The organism is Bacillus sp. 95MFCvi2.1, from assembly GCF_000374965.1.
Classification (GTDB): domain Bacteria; phylum Bacillota; class Bacilli; order Bacillales; family Bacillaceae_G; genus Bacillus_A; species Bacillus_A pseudomycoides.
In genome coordinates this window covers 158,949-179,484 of the sequence record NZ_KB895691.1, presented here as the reverse complement: position 1 = coordinate 179,484, position 20,536 = coordinate 158,949, and the positions used below count along the sequence as shown (strand labels likewise).

Annotated in this window: 22 protein-coding genes, 2 pseudogenes and 2 riboswitches; of the genes and pseudogenes, 11 read left to right on the top strand and 13 right to left on the bottom strand. The window is 35.9% G+C overall.

The features are described 5' to 3' along the window. The first annotated feature begins 298 nt into the window (after positions 1–298). Positions 299–1,051 (top strand): AAA family ATPase, encoded by a 753-nt coding sequence (locus C568_RS0104075; RefSeq protein WP_006095840.1) that lies wholly within the window; start codon positions 299–301, stop codon positions 1,049–1,051. A 65-nt stretch (positions 1,052–1,116) separates the two neighbouring features. Here the strand turns inward: C568_RS0104075 and C568_RS0104070 are convergent, their stop codons facing one another. From C568_RS0104070 to C568_RS0104060, 3 genes are all read right to left on the bottom strand, one after another. Beyond that, positions 1,117–2,292, bottom strand: coding sequence for an acetyl-CoA C-acetyltransferase (locus tag C568_RS0104070; protein WP_003199883.1), 1,176 nt, complete (start codon positions 2,290–2,292; stop codon positions 1,117–1,119). Between the two features lie 141 nt (positions 2,293–2,433). After that, on the bottom strand, positions 2,434–2,883 hold the full coding sequence (locus C568_RS0104065; RefSeq protein ID WP_003208272.1) for an NUDIX hydrolase: 450 nt from the start codon (positions 2,881–2,883) through the stop codon (positions 2,434–2,436). Between the two features lie 120 nt (positions 2,884–3,003). Next, the gene (locus C568_RS0104060) at positions 3,004–3,297 is read right to left on the bottom strand and encodes a DUF3928 family protein (protein ID WP_003199881.1); all 294 of its coding nucleotides are present in this window, start codon (positions 3,295–3,297) and stop codon (positions 3,004–3,006) included. A gap of 307 nt (positions 3,298–3,604) precedes the next feature. Between C568_RS0104060 and C568_RS0104055 the strand changes: the two genes are divergently transcribed. Then, positions 3,605–4,222 carry an ImmA/IrrE family metallo-endopeptidase gene (locus C568_RS0104055; RefSeq protein ID WP_018780856.1) on the top strand — a complete coding sequence of 206 codons (618 nt, stop codon included), beginning with the start codon at positions 3,605–3,607 and terminating at the stop codon, positions 4,220–4,222. A 138-nt stretch (positions 4,223–4,360) separates the two neighbouring features. Here C568_RS0104055 and C568_RS0104050 read toward each other — a convergent pair. Further along, positions 4,361–4,730, bottom strand: a pseudogene (locus C568_RS0104050) (HAAS domain-containing protein); the annotation flags it as partial. After that, positions 4,679–5,059 (bottom strand): annotated as a pseudogene (locus tag C568_RS34120) (PadR family transcriptional regulator). The pseudogenes C568_RS34120 and C568_RS0104050, both read right to left, overlap by 52 nt. Positions 5,060–5,193: 134 nt before the next feature. Between C568_RS34120 and C568_RS0104040 the strand changes: the two are divergent. Next, complete coding sequence (locus tag C568_RS0104040; protein ID WP_003199877.1) at positions 5,194–5,970, top strand: 3-hydroxybutyrate dehydrogenase; 777 nt, start codon at positions 5,194–5,196, stop codon at positions 5,968–5,970. Positions 5,971–6,014: 44 nt separating this feature from the next. Here C568_RS0104040 and C568_RS0104035 read toward each other — a convergent pair whose 3' ends face one another. The 4 genes from C568_RS0104035 to C568_RS0104020 all read right to left on the bottom strand — a co-directional run bounded on the left by C568_RS0104035 (position 6,015) and on the right by C568_RS0104020 (position 9,852). Next, the gene (locus C568_RS0104035) at positions 6,015–6,176 is read right to left on the bottom strand and encodes a YvrJ family protein (protein WP_016116126.1); all 162 of its coding nucleotides are present in this window, start codon (positions 6,174–6,176) and stop codon (positions 6,015–6,017) included. Between the two features lie 254 nt (positions 6,177–6,430). Further along, positions 6,431–7,501, bottom strand: a complete 1,071-nt coding sequence (gene mtnA, locus C568_RS0104030) for an S-methyl-5-thioribose-1-phosphate isomerase (protein ID WP_018780854.1) — start codon at positions 7,499–7,501, stop codon at positions 6,431–6,433. After that, positions 7,498–8,679 (bottom strand): S-methyl-5-thioribose kinase, encoded by a 1,182-nt coding sequence (gene mtnK, locus C568_RS0104025; RefSeq protein WP_018780853.1) that lies wholly within the window; start codon positions 8,677–8,679, stop codon positions 7,498–7,500. Before mtnK ends, mtnA begins: the two co-directional genes overlap by 4 nt. 90 nt (positions 8,680–8,769) lie before the next feature. Next, a riboswitch (SAM riboswitch) is annotated at positions 8,770–8,911 on the bottom strand. A gap of 74 nt (positions 8,912–8,985) precedes the next feature. Next, on the bottom strand, positions 8,986–9,852 hold the full coding sequence (locus C568_RS0104020) for a carbon-nitrogen family hydrolase (protein WP_029426881.1): 867 nt from the start codon (positions 9,850–9,852) through the stop codon (positions 8,986–8,988). Positions 9,853–9,866: 14 nt separating this feature from the next. Between C568_RS0104020 and C568_RS0104015 the strand changes: the two genes are divergently transcribed. The 6 genes from C568_RS0104015 to C568_RS0103990 all read left to right on the top strand — a co-directional run bounded on the left by C568_RS0104015 (position 9,867) and on the right by C568_RS0103990 (position 14,911). After that, the gene (locus C568_RS0104015; RefSeq protein WP_018780851.1) at positions 9,867–11,057 is read left to right on the top strand and encodes a pyridoxal phosphate-dependent aminotransferase; all 1,191 of its coding nucleotides are present in this window, start codon (positions 9,867–9,869) and stop codon (positions 11,055–11,057) included. Between the two features lie 52 nt (positions 11,058–11,109). Next, positions 11,110–11,215, top strand: a riboswitch (SAM riboswitch). 64 nt (positions 11,216–11,279) lie between these two features. Next, positions 11,280–12,524, top strand: coding sequence for a 2,3-diketo-5-methylthiopentyl-1-phosphate enolase (mtnW, locus tag C568_RS0104010; protein WP_018780850.1), 1,245 nt, complete (start codon positions 11,280–11,282; stop codon positions 12,522–12,524). Beyond that, positions 12,521–13,180 carry a 2-hydroxy-3-keto-5-methylthiopentenyl-1-phosphate phosphatase gene (locus tag C568_RS0104005; RefSeq protein WP_018780849.1) on the top strand — a complete coding sequence of 220 codons (660 nt, stop codon included), beginning with the start codon at positions 12,521–12,523 and terminating at the stop codon, positions 13,178–13,180. Before mtnW ends, C568_RS0104005 begins: the two co-directional genes overlap by 4 nt. Beyond that, the gene (locus C568_RS0104000) at positions 13,177–13,815 is read left to right on the top strand and encodes a methylthioribulose 1-phosphate dehydratase (protein WP_018780848.1); all 639 of its coding nucleotides are present in this window, start codon (positions 13,177–13,179) and stop codon (positions 13,813–13,815) included. Before C568_RS0104005 ends, C568_RS0104000 begins: the two co-directional genes overlap by 4 nt. Beyond that, positions 13,793–14,305: a cupin domain-containing protein gene (locus C568_RS0103995; RefSeq protein ID WP_018780847.1), complete on the top strand. Its 513-nt coding sequence runs from the start codon at positions 13,793–13,795 to the stop codon at positions 14,303–14,305. The genes C568_RS0104000 and C568_RS0103995 overlap by 23 nt, the downstream gene beginning before the upstream one ends. Positions 14,306–14,635: 330 nt before the next feature. After that, positions 14,636–14,911, top strand: a complete 276-nt coding sequence (locus C568_RS0103990; protein WP_003199868.1) for a hypothetical protein — start codon at positions 14,636–14,638, stop codon at positions 14,909–14,911. Positions 14,912–15,048: 137 nt separating this feature from the next. On the opposite strand, the gene C568_RS0103985 is transcribed toward C568_RS0103990, so the two are convergent. The 4 genes from C568_RS0103985 to C568_RS0103970 form a co-directional block, all read right to left on the bottom strand. After that, complete coding sequence (locus C568_RS0103985; protein ID WP_003199867.1) at positions 15,049–15,381, bottom strand: DUF3909 family protein; 333 nt, start codon at positions 15,379–15,381, stop codon at positions 15,049–15,051. A gap of 4 nt (positions 15,382–15,385) precedes the next feature. Continuing rightward, a complete protein-coding gene (locus tag C568_RS0103980; RefSeq protein WP_003199866.1) occupies positions 15,386–16,264 on the bottom strand; it encodes an NAD(P)-dependent oxidoreductase in 879 nt (292 codons plus the stop codon). A gap of 4 nt (positions 16,265–16,268) precedes the next feature. After that, positions 16,269–17,399, bottom strand: coding sequence for a serine hydrolase domain-containing protein (locus C568_RS0103975; RefSeq protein WP_018780846.1), 1,131 nt, complete (start codon positions 17,397–17,399; stop codon positions 16,269–16,271). A 91-nt stretch (positions 17,400–17,490) separates the two neighbouring features. Then, positions 17,491–18,783 (bottom strand): GGDEF domain-containing protein, encoded by a 1,293-nt coding sequence (locus C568_RS0103970; RefSeq protein ID WP_029426879.1) that lies wholly within the window; start codon positions 18,781–18,783, stop codon positions 17,491–17,493. A gap of 365 nt (positions 18,784–19,148) precedes the next feature. On the opposite strand from C568_RS0103970, the gene C568_RS0103965 reads away from it, so the two are divergent. Together C568_RS0103965 and C568_RS0103960 are read left to right on the top strand one after the other, a co-directional pair. Further along, positions 19,149–19,766 carry a nitroreductase family protein gene (locus C568_RS0103965; protein WP_018780844.1) on the top strand — a complete coding sequence of 206 codons (618 nt, stop codon included), beginning with the start codon at positions 19,149–19,151 and terminating at the stop codon, positions 19,764–19,766. Positions 19,767–19,988: 222 nt separating this feature from the next. Continuing rightward, on the top strand, positions 19,989–20,207 hold the full coding sequence (locus C568_RS0103960; RefSeq protein WP_003200003.1) for a hypothetical protein: 219 nt from the start codon (positions 19,989–19,991) through the stop codon (positions 20,205–20,207). The last annotated feature ends 329 nt before the right edge of the window (positions 20,208–20,536 follow it).

Here is a 20,536-nt window from a genome sequence, read left to right as displayed (position 1 = left end):
CCAAATGTAATATTTAGGAAATGGAAGTGACATCATTTTGTCCCTAATGTTTGTCTTTCTCCTTATTCTATTAGAACTTTTTATAACCACGTATATAGGCTTTTTTCTATGGAAATATATAAAAATAGTAAAGTATATTCCAAATCTACTAGTTTTTATAGCTACTATACTGATTTTTATTATAAAGAGACACACCTATGGCTGGGAAGGACTAGGTTTCTCGGCTTTGCAAGTTGCCTGATCCTTGTACTTGCTGCTATATTAGAAACAAAATCTTCAACGAATTGAGGTATATATTTTGAATGAGCGTACAGCCTTTCTAAAGAACGTCTCCTTACAAAAAGAACATATCCCTAATTTTTCCGTGTATCCATATTGCTTACCCGCTATCCGAACATTACAATCACTAGACTTCCATCCAAATGTAACATTTATAATTGGAGAAAATGGAACTGGGAAGTCTACATTGTTAGAAGCCCTCGCCATCGCTTTAGGATTTAATGCGGAAGGTGGAACAAAAAATTTCCGTTTTGCTACACATGATTCGCATTCATCCTTACACAAATATATTCGCGTAGCAAAAAGCGTCGCGACACCAAAAGACGGATTCTTTCTGCGAGCAGAATCATTTTATAATGTTGCTTCTTATATCGATGAAATTGATTCTGAACAATTTTTGGGAGGTAAGGTTATTGATTCATATGGTGGTATTTCCTTACACAATCAATCACATGGTGAATCATTTTTTTCTTTATTTATGAACCGTTTTACAGGACAAAGCTTATATATTTTAGACGAGCCTGAAGCAGCTTTATCTCCAATGAGGCAGCTTTCTATGCTCATTCGTATGCGTGAATTAGCAGAGCAAGGATCACAATTCATTATCGCAACTCACTCTCCTATTTTGATGGCTTATCCAGAGTCCAATATATATTCTTTCTCACAAGAAGGAATCACAGAAGCAATCCTAGAGGAAACTGAGCATTATCAAACGATGAAACTCTTTTTCGAGAATCGGGATCGCTTGTTTCATCATTTGTTCCAATCATAAAGAAAAAGGTAATATTACTCGTTGATACCCAAAAAAAGAAGGAGCAGCTCGCTGCTCCTTCTTTTTTATAGTGCTTCTATAAATAACGCTACTCCAATGCCACCACCGACACAAAGAGATGCAATTCCTTTTTCTAAACCTCGTCTTTTTAATTCGTGAATTAAACTTACCGTAATACGTGCACCTGTGCAACCAATTGGATGTCCAAGTCCAACACCACTTCCGTTGACATTTACTTTCTCACGATTTAAGCCAAGTTCCTTCTCAACCGCTAAGTATTGTGCAGCAAAGGCTTCATTGATTTCCAATAAATCAGCATCTTCTAATGACCAATTTACTTTCTCTAAACCTTTACGAATTGCTGGTGCTGGACCAATCCCCATAATCTTCGGATCTACCCCAGCTACAGAATAACCAACAATTCTAGCTAATGGTTGTAAGCCTTTCTCCTTAGCCTTTTCTTCACTCATTAATACTAAAACTGCACTTCCATCATTAATACCCGAGGAATTCCCTGCAGTTACTGATCCACCTTTACGAAATGCTGGCTTTAGCCCCGCCAATTTTTCTGCTGTAATATCTGCACGTGGATGTTCATCTTTTGAAAATACTACTTCTTTTCTACGCTCTTTTATTGTAATAGGAACAATTTGCTCATCAAAATAGCCTGATTCAATTGCCTGAAGCGCTAATTGATGGCTACGCAGCGCAACTTCATCTTGTTCCTCCCTTGTAATCTCATATTGTTCAACTAAATTTTCCGCTGTTTCGCCCATCATAATATGATGCAACGGATCTTCTAAAACTTCCCACACCGTATCACGAATTTCTCCGTGCTGAAGACGTTGTCCCCAGCGGTGCTGTTTCAATGCATAAGGGCTTGAGCTCATCGCTTCTACTCCACCTGCAACAACAACTTCACTTACGCCTAATTGTATTTGCATTGCCGCTGACATAATCGCTTGCATACCTGAAGAACATTGACGCTGGATCGTATAACCTGTAACTGTATCTGGAAATCCTGCTGCTAATGCAGCTGTTCGCGCTGTATTCGCCTCATCTGTTCTTTGAATACAATGACCTAAAATCACTTCATCAACTTCATGTGGTTCCACTCCGCCTCTTTTTACAGCTTCCTGAAGTACAGGAACAGCTAATTCCACTGGTGTTACATTTTTTAATGCTCCTCCAAAAGTTCCAATTGGTGAACGAACTGCAGCTGTAATGACAACATTATGCATCTTGCACTTGCCCCTCTCTTATGTACCCTAGTAAGTTTTTGGATGGTATAACATAAGATGTATATCTGCATTTATCATACTACAAATATACCGAAAAAATCAAAATATTTAATATAATAAAAATAGGAGGAATATTCCCTCCTATTCTGTTAGTGCATATAAAAATTTTTGTAAAATTTTCTCTGTTGTTTTATTTAAATTTGGCAACTTTTCAGCAGGAAAATATCGAAGGTCCAACCCTTCTTCATCAAGCTTTATTTCTCCGCTCACATAATGTGCTTGATATAGATGAATCACATTATAAATTTCATCCCCATTTGGATAACGATAATATACATCTTTCCCAGAAAGAACACCAAGAAACTGCAACATCTTCGCTTCTAACCCAGTTTCTTCAAATAGCTCTCGTCGAGCCGTTTCTTCCGTCGTTTCTCCTAGTTCCATCGCGCCACCTGGTACACCCCAATCATATGTATCCGAACGATATTGAAGCAATACCTCTTGTTTTTCGTTTAAAATAATCACAGCTGCTCCTACAAGAATGAGCGGCCTTGTACCGACTGATTTTCGTAATTCTTCAATATACCCCATTATATAAACTCTCCTTTCCTCTCCTTCCTTATCATAGCAAAATTCCTTATTTTTTTGTGTGATGTGAAAAAATATTCCTACTAACAAAAAAAGGAAGCATTCGCTCCCTTTTCATTACATTTATTTTCGAAAACTTTCATATTTAACTGCTTCAAATGCTTTTTCAATCTCTTCATTTCGATAATGAACGTATGTAAAGCGCCCTAATTCTACTAACCGAGCGATTTCTTGTAATGTTTTTTGCTGCTCATATGTCTCTTCAATCGTTACCTGTACATAAAATTTCATAAGTGGATGTTCATATAAAGACTCTCCAACTTCCACATATACATCCTTCACCCCTTGAACCACCTTTACATAACTTGCAAACTGGTAAACAGCTTCTCGGTCTGATACAATTTTTAATGTATACATACATTCTCCCCCTTTCTTTTACTATAGCAGAATAAATAACATATAATGTAATTAAACTATGAATATTTTTCGACTTCTTTTACTCATTCTTATATTCCGTTCTGCATTAATCTATATTTTGCTTGTCAGTCAAAAAAACAGCTATCAATAAACAAATTACACCAATGTACCTTTTCTCAATTTATATAAATATTGGATTTTTTCAATTTATTAAAATACATCCCTTTATAGGGTTTATATCCATACATAGTACTTTCCCGTCACATACAGTATAGCAATAGACTGTTTTCCATTTGAGGTGTTTCTAATGGATCCATACGTAAATATATGTATTTGCATTACTCCAGGCTCCGATATTACAGACGACCGTATTGCAAAAGACTTAGCAGTCGCCGAATCAATATGGCAGCCAATTTCATTTCAAATTAAAGACGTTATTATACTAAATGAATCATTTAGATTTCACGATGGTGAAATTAGTTATATTGATTCTATCCAAATCCAACCAAAAGTTTCTTCTTTTTTTAACACTTGCTCATCACGAATTCCAAATTGTGACATTTATATTTGTTATATTGGAAGCAATTATTTTAAAGAGCAATCCGTAATTGCATGTGCCTATTCATTCGTTATAAACCAAATCCTCACAGGTTATATCATCCTTACTAACGCCGCTTCTCCTATGAAAAATATATATACGCTTGCTCATGAAATTGGTCATATTTTATTCACACGACGTATAGAAGGGAAACTTACACATGCTGACCCTCACTCGCAAACCGGCTCTGAACATCACCCTTCTTCCACAAACCTCATGTATCCAATTGTACCTCGTCCTGATCAAGTACACATTGATTCTTTATTAACAAAAGAACAGCGAGCATTATCTTTACAAAGTTCTTTATTACACAAAGAAAAACAGTAACCCATTCGTTACTGTTTAAAATAAAATATTCCAGTCTATATGCCCAATACCGGCCACAAAGAAAAGGCGATCCTATATATTCACTTTTCTTGTCTCTAATTTTGTATAAATCATTACAAGAACAAATAAAATAGCTAATTTTATAAACCCTATCCGAAAAGCCATTTTACGGGAAGCTATATTAGGTGCTACAAGTGCGATCATTCATGCCATACCCAATACATTGAACGAATGAAATCTGTAATGGCCCGTTATCATTTACAATTAAAATGGAAGCAATAACCCAAAATACAACAATATTCATCACTGTATATCCGATTTGTTTCCAGCTCTCTCTTCGATCTTTTTCCATTACCCGAACAAGCTCATTTACATATACTTTCGGTGAGCTTCCAAAAATATCCTCTATACTTTTCCCATCATTCTCACCTTCAATTAAGTGTAGTTCTGCATCTTCTAAAAAACTCTCAATATCACTTTCTTTGATAACCTTTGCCGCCAAAAAGATTCGCGCCTCCCCTTTCCTTTCAGCAAACGCCCTACACTACTTTGCATCGCTTCCCAGCGATCCATAAATTCATCCAGTGTATCTTCACCTTTTTATGCTAATATATAATATTTTCGCTTTGGACCAGATGGAGATTCCTTCATTGTACTTGTTATTAGCCCTGCCTTTTGCATCCATATTAATAACGGATAAATACTTCCTTCACTTGTCATTGTGAAACCATACTTGGCTAGCTTTTCACTCATTTCATAGCCATATATTTCGCCTTCAGAAATAATGGCAAGGAGACCTCCTTCTAAAATCCCTTTCAGCATTTGACTTGTCGACATGATCCAAATCCTCCCTCTATCTTGTTATGCAAGATAGATAACCACATTTTTCCCAAAATCTTTGCAGGATTTTCGTTACACCTCCTCTAAATAGAGCAATAAGATAAATTCTATATAAAGGGGTGTTTTTCATTGTGGTTACAAATCGTGTTGTCTTTTTAACAGGTGCTGCAAGTGGTATTGGTTATGAAATGGGAAATGCATTTGCAAAAGAAGGAGCACAAGTGGTCATTAGTGATCGCCTTGAAGATCGTGCAAAGGAAGCTGCCGAACAGTTGCGCAAGGAAGGATATGAGGCAATCGGTCTAAGATGTGATGTTACATCTGAGCAAGAAATATCAGAAGCTATTTCTGAAACTATTACTAATTTCGGCTCACTTGATGTGTTAATAAATAATGCTGGTATGCAACACGTCTCACCAATTGAAGAATTTCCAACCGATAAGTTTGAACTTCTTATTCAAATCATGCAAATTGCGCCGTTCATTGCAATAAAACATGCGTTTCCAATTATGAAAAAACAAAAGTATGGACGAATTATTAATATTGCATCTATTAACGGTCTTGTCGGATTTGCTGGAAAGGCTGCCTATAATAGTGCCAAACACGGTGTGATTGGTTTAACAAAAGTTGCTGCCTTAGAAGGAGCTGTACACGGCATTACTGTAAATGCTCTTTGCCCAGGCTATGTTGATACGCCTCTTGTCAGGAATCAACTCCAAGATTTAGCGACAACACGAAACGTTCCACTAGAAAGAGTATTAGAGGATGTCATCTATCCCCTCGTACCTCAAAAACGATTGCTAGCTGTTCAGGAAATTGCCGATTATGCTTTATTTTTAGCAAGTGAAAAAGCAAAAGGAATAACCGGCCAAGCAGTTGTTATTGATGGGGGTTATACGACGCAATAATCTTTGTTACAAAAGGCTTTGCTCATTGAGAGCAAAGCCTTTTGTCATTTTGTTTCGTGCGGAGCTTCATACCTTGTCATCTGTTGTGGTAATTTCTCAATTGCAACAATTACACCATCTAATTTACTTTCAATACGATGCAGTAAATATAATGTCACAACAATTGGAAATCCAACATTACCGATCATAGATATCCATTCCCCCATCTATTTCCCCTCCTTTCTTTTAAATAAATAAGCAAAAGAAAGGAAATTGGGCAATAAAAAAACAAGCTACTGTATATTATATATATCCCTTTTAATTTTCCGACATATAAGTCGCAGTTATGAAAACAAAAGAAGTTCTCCACTCATTTTCTCCTTCTATTTTCATATGGCATGGGGCTAAAAAAGGCATTGACCGCCCTACCCATAGGCGGATGCTCTCTTCCACCTTAAAGGAATGGCTTTATGTCGGTCTTTCAATGCGTATTTATATAGCTTGTTTTCTCAAATAATGAAGCAATCTCTACGGCATAATCTCCTTGTAGAATTCCTTTTTCAGTAATAATTCCAGTAATTAGATCATGAGGAGTTACATCAAATGCAGGATTATAAACACCGACTCCCTCGGGAGAAATTTGTTTTCCAAAAATCTTTGTAACTTCAGTCTCATCTCGTTCTTCAATTACAATTTCAGCACCAGTTTTTTTCGTAATATCAAATGTAGAAAGTGGAGCAGCAACGTAGAAAGGAATATGAAAATATTTTGCTAGTATAGCTAAATTCAAGGTTCCTATTTTATTTGCTGTATCACCATTTGCGACAATTCGATCTGCTCCTACAATAATAACAGAAATATTTTTTGTTCGAATAGCATGTGCCGCCATATTGTCCGTAATGAGCGTTACATCAACACCAGCTTGTTGCAATTCCCATGTAGTAAGACGTGCTCCTTGCAAAACAGGTCTTGTTTCACATGCATAAGCTCGTAAATTCACCCCACGCTCTTTTCCAATATAAAATGGAGCTAGCGCTGTTACATAACGAGCAGTAGCAATACTTCCGGCGTTACAAATCGTTAAAATATGGTCACCATCTTTAAACCTAGTTAAAGCATGCTCTCCAATACTACGACATATATTTTCATCTTCTTGCTGAATTTTAAGTGCTTCCTCTTCTAATATTTTTCTTGCTTCTTTTATTGTTGTTGCTTGCTTAATAGAAGCTGCCATGCGATCAATTGCCCAAAATAAATTAACAGCTGTCGGACGTGAAGTTGCTAAATAATTACAATCACTTTTAAACTTTTTTTCAAATTCAGTGATATTCGTAACATTATATTTTTTTACTGCAAGTGCTAATCCAAAAGCAACTGTAATACCAATTGCAGGTGCCCCGCGCACTTCTAACATAACAATACTTTTCCACACATCTTCAATAGTGTTCAACGTTTTATATTCTACAACATGCGGTAACCGCGTTTGATTTAATAATGCAATAGAATCTCCTTTCCAACTTATAGAACGCGGAACGGCAACTGTTGTGTTCATGCTTTTACCCCTCCCAAAACACTACCTTGAAATAACGTTTGGAACAATCTAGCATTCGCACCTGTCGTTTCATGTAATAATAACTCTCGACCTAAATATAATGCATGCTTTTTAGCTTGAATTCTTCTATTCTTATCCTTAATTCCATCTAAATCTACTACATGCGCTAATCCAATTGTTCGACGAATGATTTCACAACCAGCAAATCCTACTGCATCAGCAAAAATATTTTGTAGTACAATCGCAAGCCATCGTTTCTCCTTTGTATATGGTTCTACCCCTTCTAGTACCCATAGCTTTGTAAATACTTCTACAAAATTACTCCATGTTTTTTCAATATGATAGAATAAAATATTTCGTTTCTCGTCTTCTCTTGATAGTGCATTCAACAATAAATTTGCAATAAATTGACCAAGGTCAAATCCAAGCGGTCCAAATGTTGCAAACTCCGGATCAATCACCTTCGTTTCAGAAGGTGATGAAAAAATACTACCTGTATGTAAATCACCATGAATTAACGCTTCTTTTCTAGTTAAAAATTTATATTTATACTGCGCTACCTGTAATTTTAATTTCTTATCACACCAAAGTTCATCTAAGACAGGTTGCAATTCTTTCTCATAATCGTTTGTTTCATAGTTTCCAAACGGATCTGTAAACACAAGATCTTCTGTAATTTTACAAAGATCAGGATTTACAAACTTTCCGTCTAACACCCTTTTCTCTTCTGCTGGTAGGCCAAAATCTGACGTATAGAACAAAACATGTGCTAAAAAACGTCCAATATGCTGAGATAAAAGCGGATAGTCTTCCCCTTCACTCAATCCTTTACGAGTAATTGTAAGAGTTGACAAATCTTCCATTACTGTCACAGCTAACTCTTCATCATGACCATATACTTTCGGAACGTATTCTGGTACATATTTTGCAAAAACTTGTAATGCTTGACTTTCAATTGTGGCTCTACTTAACGAAAGTGGCCAGCTTTCTCCAACGACTTTTGCATATGGAAGAGCCTGTTTTACGATAATACCGCGTTCTCCATCATGGAGCCTAAATACATAATTTAAATTTCCATCTCCTATTTCATGACAAGTTACCTTTGCCTTTTTCTCAAAGTATCCGTGCTCTTTTACATATTGAACTGCTGTTTCTTCTGTTAATGAACGATATCCCATTTTCTTATCCCCCTTTTTTAATTCAGAGGTTTTTCATCATAAGAAAAACCTCTTTCCATGAAGAAAGAGGTTTGAAGTTCAGCTTCTCCCCTCTTATCTGTCAGAAAGCTATCCTTTCTGCTGGAATTAGCACCGTGCCTTTTTGGCGCATAAACGCCCCATCTCACAATGGTATTACGGTCGGTTGCTGGGTTTCATCGGGCCAAATCCCTCCACCTGCTCTTGATAAGAGTTGCATGATTTATTTGAATTTTTAACTTTCTGCTACAGACTATAACAAGAATAAAAATCATTTGTCAATATTTTTTATTTATATAATTCTGGACGTCGATCAGTAAAAACAGGAATTCCCTTACGTACTTCCTTAACTTTTTCTAAATTTAGCTTCCCATGTAAAATAGATTCTTCTTCTCCTGCTTCTACTACAATTTCTCCCCATGGATCAACAATAAGAGAATGTCCAGCAAACATATTATCCGGATCCTCTCCTGCTCTATTACATGCAACCACATAACATTGATTTTCTACTGCTCTCGCTTGAAGAAGTAAACGCCAATGGGCTAAGCGAACAAGCGGCCATTCTGCTACAACGAATAATACATTTGCCCCTCTTACAGTATGAACACGCATCCATTCTGGAAAACGAATATCGTAACAAATTGTCCCCCCGCACTGCACATCATCTAACGTGAACTCACCGGTTCCATCACCAGCTATTAAATACTTATGTTCGTCCATTAACTGGAACAAATGTACTTTACTATATTCATTTTGCACTTCACCTTCGCGATTCACAACATACATCGTATTCGTAACACCTTGTTTTGTTTGCTTTGCAACAGAACCCCCAACAATATTCACCGCAAATTGCTTCGCCCATTCTGATAGAAGTTCTTTCGTTTGTATTCCTCCTTCATCTGCAATTTCAGGAAGTCGTTTTAAATCATAACCAGTCGTCCAAAGTTCTGGTAATACAATAACGTCTGGTTTTCTTTGCATCGCTTCTCCTATTTTTTTCTTTGCATTTTCAATATTTGTGTTCACATCACCAAAAGCAATATCCATTTGAATACATGCGACTTTCATTTTATCCGCCCCATTTTCAATTATTTTTTCTTTACAAAAACTTGGAAAGGTTATATCATTTGTCACTAGAATTGTAACAACTTTCAAAAGAGGTGGAAAGTATGAAACATTTTCAACCTTCCGAGATTGTAACATCCTTACCAACACAGTTTTTCGCTTCACTTGTTGCAAAAGTTAACAAAGTGGTTGAAGCAGGTCACGATGTTATCAATCTAGGGCAAGGCAATCCAGATCAACCAACACCGCCGCATATCGTAACAGCTTTACAACGTGCAGCAGAAAAAGCAATTCATCATAAATATCCGCCATTTCGCGGACATGAAAGCTTAAAAACAGCCGTTGCAACGTTCTATGAACGTGAATATGGAGTCAAAGTAAACCCTAAAACAGAAGTTGCTGTTTTATTTGGCGGAAAAGCAGGGCTGGTTGAATTACCGATTTGTTTTACAAATCCTGGCGATCCAATTCTTGTACCCGATCCAGGATATCCTGACTATTTATCAGGTGTCGCTTTAGCAAAAGCAAAATTTGAAACGATGCCGTTATTAGCAGAAAATGATTTCTTACCAGATTACACTAAAATCGATGATACTATTGCCAAACAAGCGAAATTGATGTTTTTAAATTATCCTAACAATCCAACTGGTGCTGTCGCATCAAAAGAGTTCTTTGAGGAAACAATTACATTTGCAAATGAAAATGATATTTTAGTGGTTCATGACTTTGCTTATGGAGCAATTGGTTTTGATGGTAACAAGCCAACTAGCTTCTTACAAGCAAATGGCGCGAAAGATGTTGGCATTGAAATTTATACATTATCAAAAACATTTAATATGGCTGGTTGGCGCATCGCCTTTGCTATCGGTAACGAAAGTGTAATTGAAACAATCAATTTATTGCAAGATCATATGTATGTCAGCATTTTTGGCGCTGTACAAGAGGCTGCTCGTGAGGCGCTATTAAGTTCACAATCTTGTGTAACTGAACTAGTTGATCGCTATGAATCTAGAAGAAATGCCCTTATTTCAGCTTGTCAATCAATCGGCTGGAATGTAGTCGCACCAAAAGGCTCTTTTTTCGCTTGGCTTCCCGTTCCCCATGGTTTTTCATCTGAACAGTTTGCCGATGTATTACTAGAACAAGCACATGTAGCAGTTGCACCTGGAGTCGGGTTCGGCAAACATGGCGAAGGCTACGTCCGTATTGGATTACTACATACAGAAGAGCGACTACAAGAAGCTGTTCAACGAATCCAGAAATTAAAAATTTTCAAAAAACCATTGACATTCTAAAAAAACTCTGCCAAAATTCAGATATCGTAAAAATTCAAACATTTCTAAATACTTCTTATCAAGAGCAGGTGGAGGGACGAGCCCGACGAAACCCGGCAACCGATCTACAATTGTAGGCACGGTGCTAATTCTCGCAGCATTACGCTGACAGATAAGGAGCTGGTTGTAAAAAAACCTCTCCTTAGCTGAGAGGTTTTTTTATTTAACTAGGAGGTTATAAAAATGAGTGGAATAACAGCAACCTATTTAATCCATGATGGTTCTCATAATTTAAACCAAAAAGCAGAACAAATTGCTCTCGGTTTAACAATTGGTTCATGGACTCATTTACCACACTTATTACAAGAACAATTAAAACAACATAAAGGCAATGTCATTCATGTAGAACAATTAGAAGAACAAGAGCATGTAAATACGTATCTCGGAAAAAAAGCGACACGTGGACTCATTAAAATTCATTATCCATCACTAAATTTCAGCCCTGATTTACCAGCTATTTTGACAACAACATTTGGAAAATTATCACTAGATGGCGAAGTTAAACTGATTGATTTAACATTTTCAGATGACTTAAAAGAACATTTCCCTGGCCCTAAATTTGGCATTGAGGGCATTCGAAATCTCTTACAAATTCACGACCGTCCACTTCTGATGAGCATTTTCAAAGGAATGCTTGGACGCAATATAGGATATTTAAAAACACAGCTCCGTGATCAAGCAATTGGTGGTGTAGATATTGTAAAAGATGATGAAATTTTGTTTGAAAATCCATTAACACCGCTCACAAAACGAATTCATTCTGGAAAAGAAGTGTTACAGTCTGTATACGAAACATATGGTCATAAGACTTTATATGCAGTGAATTTAACAGGACGTACATATGATCTTAAAGAAAATGCAAAACGTGCCGCCACAGCTGGTGCAGATATTCTTCTGTTCAATGTATTCTCGTATGGATTAGATGTATTGCAATCACTTGCGGAAGATGATGATATATCGATTCCAATTATGGCACATCCTGCTGTAAGCGGCGCATACGCTTCATCGGAATTATATGGACTTTCTTATCCATTGCTACTTGGAAAGCTACTTCGTTATGCTGGTGCAGATTTCTCTTTATTTCCATCACCATACGGCAGTGTTGCATTAGAAAAAAAAGAAGCTCTTCTTATTACAAGTAAACTAACTGAAAAAGATCAATCTTTAAAACGAAGCTTTCCTGTTCCATCGGCTGGTATTCACCCTGGTTTTGTTCCGTTTATCCTTCGTAATTTTGGCAAGGATGTTGTCATTAACGCAGGTGGTGGTATTCATGGTCACCCAGCTGGAGCGCAAGGCGGTGGAAAAGCATTTCGAGCAGCAATTGATGCCACTTTGCAAAGAACACCATTGCATGAAGTAGATAACACTGATTTACATGCTGCACTGCAATTATGGGGGAATCCATCACGTGGGGTGAAACTATGAGTCTTCAAATTTTTTGTGACTTCGATGGTACGATTACGAACAATGATAATATCGTTGCGATTATGGAAAAATTCGCTCCACCAGAAGCCAAAACGATTAAACAAAAAATTCTATCACAAGAACTTTCTATTCAAGAAGGTGTAGGGGAATTGTTTTCTCTTTTACCTACAAGTTTACAAGATGACATCATTACTTTTATAAAAGAAACAGCGGTGATTCGGGCTGGATTCCAGGAGTTTGCACAGTTTGTCCAAACAAATCAGATTTCACTTCATATTATATCAGGAGGAATGGATTTTTTCGTCTATCCTCTTCTCAAAGGACTAATCAGCCCAGACCATATTTATTGCAATACGACTGATTTTTCAGGGGAAACAATTAAAGTAAACTGGCCTCACCCTTGCGATGAACATTGTAAAAACAACTGCGGTCTTTGCAAATCAACGCTAATTCAGCAATTAAGTTCAAACGGTGATTTTAACATTGTAATTGGAGATTCGATTACAGATTTACAAGCAGCAAAACTGGCTGATAAAGTATTCGCTCGTGATTTTCTCATTACAAAATGCCAAGAACATCAAATTTCCTATACAGCATTTGAAACGTTTTATGACATACAGACAGAAGTTCAGCAATTGTTGGAGGTGATAAAATGAGACAACTTTTTCGTCAATGGGAAGAATTGAGTAAATTAAAGAAAGAATTAACGGATCGCAACTGGTTTCCTGCTACAAGTGGAAACATTTCAATAAAAGTGAGTAACACTCCAATGACCTTTCTTATTACAGCAAGCGGAAGAGATAAAACGAAAACAACACCTGATGATTTTCTATTAGTTGATCAAACTGGAAAGGATGTTTTAGAAACCGATTTACGCCCTTCAGCAGAAACATTGCTACACACTCATATTTATAATCATACAGAAGCTGAATGTGTCTTACATGTCCATACAATTGATAACAATGTAATTACAAACGTATACGACAAAGAAATCTCATTTTCTAATCAAGAAATCATTAAAGCTCTTAATATATGGGAAGAAGGAGCCACTATCAAAATTCCAATTATTGAAAATCACGCTCATATTCCAACGTTAGGAGAAGATTTCCGAAAACATATTCATGATGATGCTGGAGCTATATTGATTCGCAACCATGGCATTACCGTTTGGGGAAAAGATAGCTTTGATGCAAAGAAAAGATTAGAAGCATATGAGTTTTTATTCCAATTTCATATAAAACTATTATCAATTCAAGGAGGCGTTTCACATGGCGCAAATTCGTATTCATGAAATAAAAACCCATATTGAAAATGAACAGGAAGTAAAGCAATTTTTACATGGAGAAGGCGTTTTATATGAAAAATGGGATATTTCAAAACTCCCTACTCATTTAAAAGAAAACTACTCCTTAACTGATGAAAACAAAAAAGAAATTTTAACAGTATTTTCCAACGAAATCACCGATGTTTCAGAACGTCGAGGTTATAAAGCACATGATGTTATTTCCCTTTCAAATGCAATACCTAACCTCGATGAGTTATTAATTAACTTTAAACAAGAGCATCATCATACTGATGATGAAGTTCGCTTTATCGTCAGTGGGCATGGTATCTTTGCTATCCAAGGCAAGGATGGTCGCTTCTTCGATGTTGAACTTGAGCCTGGTGATCTAATTTCTGTACCTGAAAATGCAAGACATTATTTCACATTACAAGATGATTGCCAAGTTGTAGCTATTCGTATTTTCGTTACAACAGAAGGCTGGGTTCCTATTTATTAAGGTAGTTAGTTGAATAAAAGGGATTGGATCCCCTTTTCCTTCCTTTTATTTACTCTACATATATACATCCTCCTATGGAACAGGCTTATTTCACGAATATGAAATAAGCCTGCTTTTTTATTTTCTCTCGCCTTGCAATATCTCCTGATGGATGAGGATTCATCATCAAGGGGAATGGTTCCTCATGATATTTTTCATTTTATCAAGTATGTTTCTCAATAAAATTTGAACATTTTTTGAACTTTTTCTGAAAATTCTGTTTAAATTATGATATAATACAAATAATAGAAAATGAATTGAACAGAAAACCGCAAAAAAAGGAGGAAGAACATGAATTTAATTATAGCACTTATACTTGGGGTTACTTGTGGAGCTATTCCTGCTATTCTCGGGGCAATTATGGAGGAATTAGAAATCGGTATGTTAGGTTTTGTCGCATCCTCTGTAAGCGCTTTACTTTTTGGTTTGTACGGTGCTATACCTATCGCTATTCTCTTTGCATTATATATATTACGTCACGCTCGTACAAAGCAATTTAGTCGCAATCATATGGCCAAAATCATTCCATTTCCAATCGAACGCTCTCGTCGTGCTTCTAGCTTATAATCCCATTACATTGTATCTCACATTTTTATATCCTCACAATACATCTACCTTAATACAACCTGCCTTTATCAAAATTAGCTTCCAATTTTCCTAAAAAATATATTAAACAAAATAAAAAGTCCTCAAACGAGGACTTTTTATTTATTATCTTCCAAAAACTGAAATAGTTCTTGTAAGTGAAGAGCATCTTCTCCGTAGCTAACAGATACATAACATACTCCATCAATTTCAGCATGCATATAAAGGTCAATACCTTCCCGATCATACTTTAAAGCTAAATAAAATTCCATTTCTTCTAACATCTTCTTTGATGTTCGAATCACGTAATGGCCGCTTTCGTCACGTCCATATTCAAATGTTGGCTCAAAATCATACTTTTGTTTAAATGCTGCTTGTTGCTTATCATTGATTGGCATACAAGTCGCACGCTGTACAGCATCAATCATCCCGTCAAACTTTTCTAAATTCATCACATTACCCCCTTATATATTTCTTATACAAAACCTGTGTGCCACTATCCTCTTCTCCCTCTTCTATTAATTCATCATATAGCTCTTTTGCTAGAGCTAATCCAGGTACAGGTAACTTTAACTTTTCAGCTTCATCTAACGCAATTTTTATATCCTTCATAAAATGTTTCACATAAAATCCTGGTGCAAAGTCCTCTTTTAACATACGTGGAGCTAAATTACTTAATGACCAACTACCAGCTGCTCCAGTTGAAATACTTTGTAGTACTTTCTCTGGATCTAACCCTGCTTTCTTTGCATACGCTACCGCTTCACAAACACCTATCATATTCGATGCAATTGCAATTTGATTACACATCTTTGTATGCTGTCCACTTCCCGCTGGCCCTTGTAACTGAACGTTCTCTCCTAGTTTTTCAAACAAAGGGAGACATACTTCATATACTTCTTGCTCTCCACCAATCATAATAGCAAGTCTGCCTTCTTTTGCTCCAATATCCCCTCCTGATACCGGAGCATCTAGCGTATGTACACTCTTTTTCTTTCCAGCTTCATATATACGTTTTGCTAACGTCGGTGTAGAGGTTGTAAAATCAATTGCAATTGTCCCTTCATTTGCATGTTCCAGAATTCCCTCTGTTCCAAAATAGATTTCTTCTACATCATGCGGATATCCTACCATCGTCATAACAACATCTACATTCTCCACCAATTCTTTTGGTGAATCACACCAATGTGCCCCTTCTTTTAATAAGGAAGTTGCTTTTTCTTTCGTACGGTTATACACATATACTGTATAACCACCTTGTAATAAATGATGTACCATACTTTTCCCCATAACACCTGTACCGATAAAACCAATTGATGAAATTACTTGTTTCATCTACTCATCCCCTTTGTTCTAATAAGTCGCTGACCATCTTCCGAAATTCCTTATTAAAATCATCATTTATGCCATTTTGCACATTTGAAAATAAAACAACAAACGTTCCCTTATCTTTATTAAAGTTATTAAATGTATTCCACCCAGCAACTACACCATGGTTATGAAAATAATCGGGATATATATAGAAACTAAATGCATATTTCTTTTCGGATGATGGTGTAAACATCACTTGTATACTTTTCTCTGAAAGAAGTTTTCCATTTATAATTGCTTCATCTAACTTCTTCATATCCCCAACTGTAGTATACATCTCACCACAACCATATAGCCAGTTCATTGCTAATTTTGGTGCTGGTACAAGTACATTGTCTTTCTTTTTGTACCCTTGCGTGAAATGTTGCTCTCCTGGCACCATATTTCCCATACCTGATTCATGCATGTTCGCTCGTGCAAATATATTTTCCTTTACATATTCTCCTAAAGGCTTTTTAGATATATTTTCTATAATATAAGCAAGCACCATATAATTATAGTCACTGTATTTCCAACCAGTTCCTGGCGGAAAAGCTACTTGCTGCTTTCCAATCCAAGTAACCAAATTCAAACGTGATGCAGCATTCACTTTTCCCTTTCCCTTCTCTGGTAAACCAGAAGTATGTGTTAGAAGATGGTATAATGTGATATTTTTATCTGCTGGAAATAAAGGTATATATTTATTTACATTGTCCTGAATATTTAACTTTCCCTGCTCTTGCAACTGTAAAATCGATGTTGCCACAACTGTCTTAGTAATGGAACCAATGCGATATTTTGTTTGTGGTGTATTTTCAATTTCACTTTGAACATCTGCATATCCATACCCTTTATTCAGCACAACACGATCTTTATCTGTGACAAGAACCGTTCCATTAAAATCTTTATCTTTTAAATATTGATCTAACCTTTGTGCCACACTAGCATAATCAATTGGCGGTTCCTTTTTTTCTTCTAAATTATCCTGTAACTCAGACTCGACAGAAGGAGTTGCCTTCCAAGTTAATGCTTCTTGCTTCTTGGGTATATAAAAAAAGTAATATACACTTCCACATACTATAAAGCAAATCAAGACCATAATAATCAATTTTTTTATCATTCAAAAACCTCCGCAGTTACTTTCTTATAAATGGCCCCTCTTTCTATTATCGGGTAACAGAAAAAAATCGCAACACTTTGTTGCGAAAAAATCACATTTTTTCTTTTCTATATAAACGTACTTGGTTTTTGCCATTTTTTTTCGCTTCATATAAAGCAATATCTGCTCGCTGTATCAATTCTTCTTTTGTCATTCCTTGCTCATATAAAGCAACTCCAAAACTTGCGGTTAATTTTGAAATGCTAGAGAATTGTTTCGTTTCAATAAAAAAACGTAGCGATTCAGCAACTTGGAAAGCCTCTTTTTCCGTTGTATTTATTACTAATATAATAAATTTCTCTCCACCCCACCGCGCGAAAATATGTTGGGATGCTATTTTAGATTTCATCAGTTCGGCTAACTGAATTAATGCTAAATCACCAAAATCATGTCCATATGTGTCGTTCACTTTTTTAAAATCGTCTATATCAAAAAGAATAAGCGCCATCGTTTGATTTACTCGTTTCTCACTTTTCCATTTTTCTTCTAATAATTGTTGAAACTTCAAACGGTTGTATATTTCTGTTAAAGAATCAATTGCAGCAAGCTGTTCTTGCTCTTGATATAATTCATCTAATTCCGTAATATCTGTACACTTAACAATAAACCTAGACAAATCTTCCGGTACAGGTGTAGCACGTAATAAAAAAACAAACGCTTCGCCTTCATGACTATACATTTTTATTTTTCTCGCTTGCGCTAAAGAATCATCAAGCCAAGTTATATCGTGATTTGTTGCGTAATATCCATGTTCTTGAATAAAATGTTCCGCAAATACCATATGATTCTCATGATATGAAAATAAATTTTCATATCCAAAAAAACTCAAAAAGTTCGTATTACAGTCGACGATCTCATCATCTTCTACAATGAATAATAAATCATTTTGAAAATCAAACATCATTTGAAGAAGCTCTTGTTGAATAGTCACTTGTTGCAATAGTGATAATTGATAGAGACTTTTGTTTACCTCTTCCAGCACAACCTGTGGTGTAACAGGAGCTATAACAATATTTCGTACTCCTATTGTAAGCAACTCTACAAATTTTGAAGTCACCGGCTGATCCCAGATAACAATAAAAGAACTCATCGAATTATATATGTGTTTTATACACTCTACTTGTGCACCATTCGACACATAAATGATCACAATTTGTGGTCGCACTTTTTCAAATAACATTTCCCCTTCTTCAAAACTATTTGCTATAAACATACATTTTGGATGTATGTCATCAATCGTATACTGGTGATTACATCCTTCTTCTATATAAAGTACATTTACATGGAGATCCTGTAATACATTTTGAAAAACCGTATTCTCTAATAAAAAATGTAGTATGTTCACCACTGGTCTTCACTCACTTCATATATCCTGTTCTACTGAATTCTTCACTTTCCTTTTCTATAAGGGGCCGTTATCAAAAGAACTCGATTGGTGAGGGCTGAGCATCAGCAGGAACAAAGAACTCTCCCACTGACAGGAGCTTCACTTTACATATTTCTTCTTGATCTGCGAATCATCTTTTTATTGTATGACTACATGAATGACAGCGATTGTACGAATGTCCCCTTTTTCTTCTATTCTCAACAACTTGACAATTAAAATAAAGATATTATATTCTTTTACAGTGATAACTTACAAAATGTAAGTACAAAATTGTTACATATGGTATTTTTTTATAAATCCACATGAAACTTAGGAGGCATATTATGACACAGCAAGATTTCTTTACTGTTCTATATGAACGAACATCTAATCGTGCATTCAATTCTGAAAAAGAAATTTCAAAAGAGGAATTACAAGAAATTTTGAAAGCAGCTGGTCAAGCACCATCAGCTTGGAACTTACAACATTGGAAGTTTCTTGTTTTCCAAGGTAAAGATGTACAAAGCCGTTTACATCCAATCGCTTATAATCAACAACAAATTCTTGATGCTTCTGCAGTAGTCGCTATTTTAGGTGATCTAGAAGCAAATAAAAACATCGATTCTGTATATGGACCTATCGTAGAGCAAGGATTTATGAAAGAAGAAGCTAAAGAACGTTTGGCACAAAATATTGAATCTGCATATAAGCGTGAACAATATCCACGAGATGCAGCCTTCTCTAATGCATCCTTAGCCGCAATGCAACTTATGCTTGCAGCTAAGGCAACTGGCTGGGACACTTGTGCAATCGGTGGATTTAACCCAGAAGCACTAATGGAAGAATTTAATGTTTCTTCTCGTTATGTACCTATCATGCTAATTACAATTGGTGAATCTACATTAAAAGGACATCCAGCACCACGTATGAATGTCGAACAAGTAACGGAATGGGCAAAGTAAACAGCCCCACAATAACATAAAAAAGCGAAGGGTATCTCCCTTCGTTTTTTTATGTTATTTCTTTGTAATATTCCAACATATATGAACAGTAGTTTATTTCTCTATCCCCTTTAAAATCACAGTATTTTGTCGAATTTTGTTATACAATGAAATATAAAGGATGTATTTTTGTTACAATTATGATACAATAGTAACAAATAGATAACAAGAGAGGGATTTTCATTGAATTCATATGGAAGCTTTATTGCATTTTTAAGCTATGCCGTAACTGTACTGCTTCTATACTTTATTGGAGATGCCACAAATATTACAATGCTACAATTCCCAAAAGAAAAAGCACTCCAGCTAGAAGAAGGATTACATATCTCACAGTCTATCGTACCATTACTGTTGGCTCTTCCCGTATATGCAATCGTTTTATATAAAAGTAAAAAAGTGTAAAGGATACCTCGTTATAAATAAAGGTATCCTTTTCTATGTATCCAGTTATGCGTGGATAGTAAGACTCACCTAAAGATTTTTATTGATTCAAAGATGATCATAACCAGTGGGGGTCTTACTGCCCTCAAATAGCGGGATAAATAAGGAAAAACTACCCGTGAATTTCAGATCCTTGAATAAAGAAAAAAAACAATAATAAAAGTTTCGACCTCCCTCCCCCTGTCATTTATCCTTATCCAAATACCATTAAGTAACAAATACCATCTAGTTATTTAAAATAAGAAAATATCCCAGTAAAAATTCCACGTTCGGTCCAATCACCACATATA

What these genes read in the sequence shown, in the direction of transcription:
- C568_RS0104035 (WP_016116126.1), bottom strand. Translation starts at nt 6,176, where the DNA reads ATGGGGGAATGGATATCTATGATCGGTAATGTTGGATTTCCAATTGTT.
- C568_RS0104005 (WP_018780849.1), top strand. Translation starts at nt 12,521, where the DNA reads ATGAGTCTTCAAATTTTTTGTGACTTCGATGGTACGATTACGAACAAT.
- C568_RS0103990 (WP_003199868.1), top strand. Translation starts at nt 14,636, where the DNA reads ATGAATTTAATTATAGCACTTATACTTGGGGTTACTTGTGGAGCTATT.
- mtnW (WP_018780850.1), top strand. Translation starts at nt 11,280, where the DNA reads ATGAGTGGAATAACAGCAACCTATTTAATCCATGATGGTTCTCATAAT.
- C568_RS0104055 (WP_018780856.1), top strand. Translation starts at nt 3,605, where the DNA reads ATGGATCCATACGTAAATATATGTATTTGCATTACTCCAGGCTCCGAT.
- C568_RS0104070 (WP_003199883.1), bottom strand. Translation starts at nt 2,292, where the DNA reads ATGCATAATGTTGTCATTACAGCTGCAGTTCGTTCACCAATTGGAACT.
- C568_RS0103975 (WP_018780846.1), bottom strand. Translation starts at nt 17,399, where the DNA reads ATGATAAAAAAATTGATTATTATGGTCTTGATTTGCTTTATAGTATGT.
- C568_RS0104060 (WP_003199881.1), bottom strand. Translation starts at nt 3,297, where the DNA reads ATGTATACATTAAAAATTGTATCAGACCGAGAAGCTGTTTACCAGTTT.
- C568_RS0104065 (WP_003208272.1), bottom strand. Translation starts at nt 2,883, where the DNA reads ATGGGGTATATTGAAGAATTACGAAAATCAGTCGGTACAAGGCCGCTC.
- mtnA (WP_018780854.1), bottom strand. Translation starts at nt 7,501, where the DNA reads ATGAACACAACAGTTGCCGTTCCGCGTTCTATAAGTTGGAAAGGAGAT.
- C568_RS0103985 (WP_003199867.1), bottom strand. Translation starts at nt 15,381, where the DNA reads ATGAATTTAGAAAAGTTTGACGGGATGATTGATGCTGTACAGCGTGCG.
- C568_RS0104015 (WP_018780851.1), top strand. Translation starts at nt 9,867, where the DNA reads ATGAAACATTTTCAACCTTCCGAGATTGTAACATCCTTACCAACACAG.
- C568_RS0103980 (WP_003199866.1), bottom strand. Translation starts at nt 16,264, where the DNA reads ATGAAACAAGTAATTTCATCAATTGGTTTTATCGGTACAGGTGTTATG.
- C568_RS0103965 (WP_018780844.1), top strand. Translation starts at nt 19,149, where the DNA reads ATGACACAGCAAGATTTCTTTACTGTTCTATATGAACGAACATCTAAT.
- mtnK (WP_018780853.1), bottom strand. Translation starts at nt 8,679, where the DNA reads ATGGGATATCGTTCATTAACAGAAGAAACAGCAGTTCAATATGTAAAA.
- C568_RS0103995 (WP_018780847.1), top strand. Translation starts at nt 13,793, where the DNA reads ATGGCGCAAATTCGTATTCATGAAATAAAAACCCATATTGAAAATGAA.
- C568_RS0104000 (WP_018780848.1), top strand. Translation starts at nt 13,177, where the DNA reads ATGAGACAACTTTTTCGTCAATGGGAAGAATTGAGTAAATTAAAGAAA.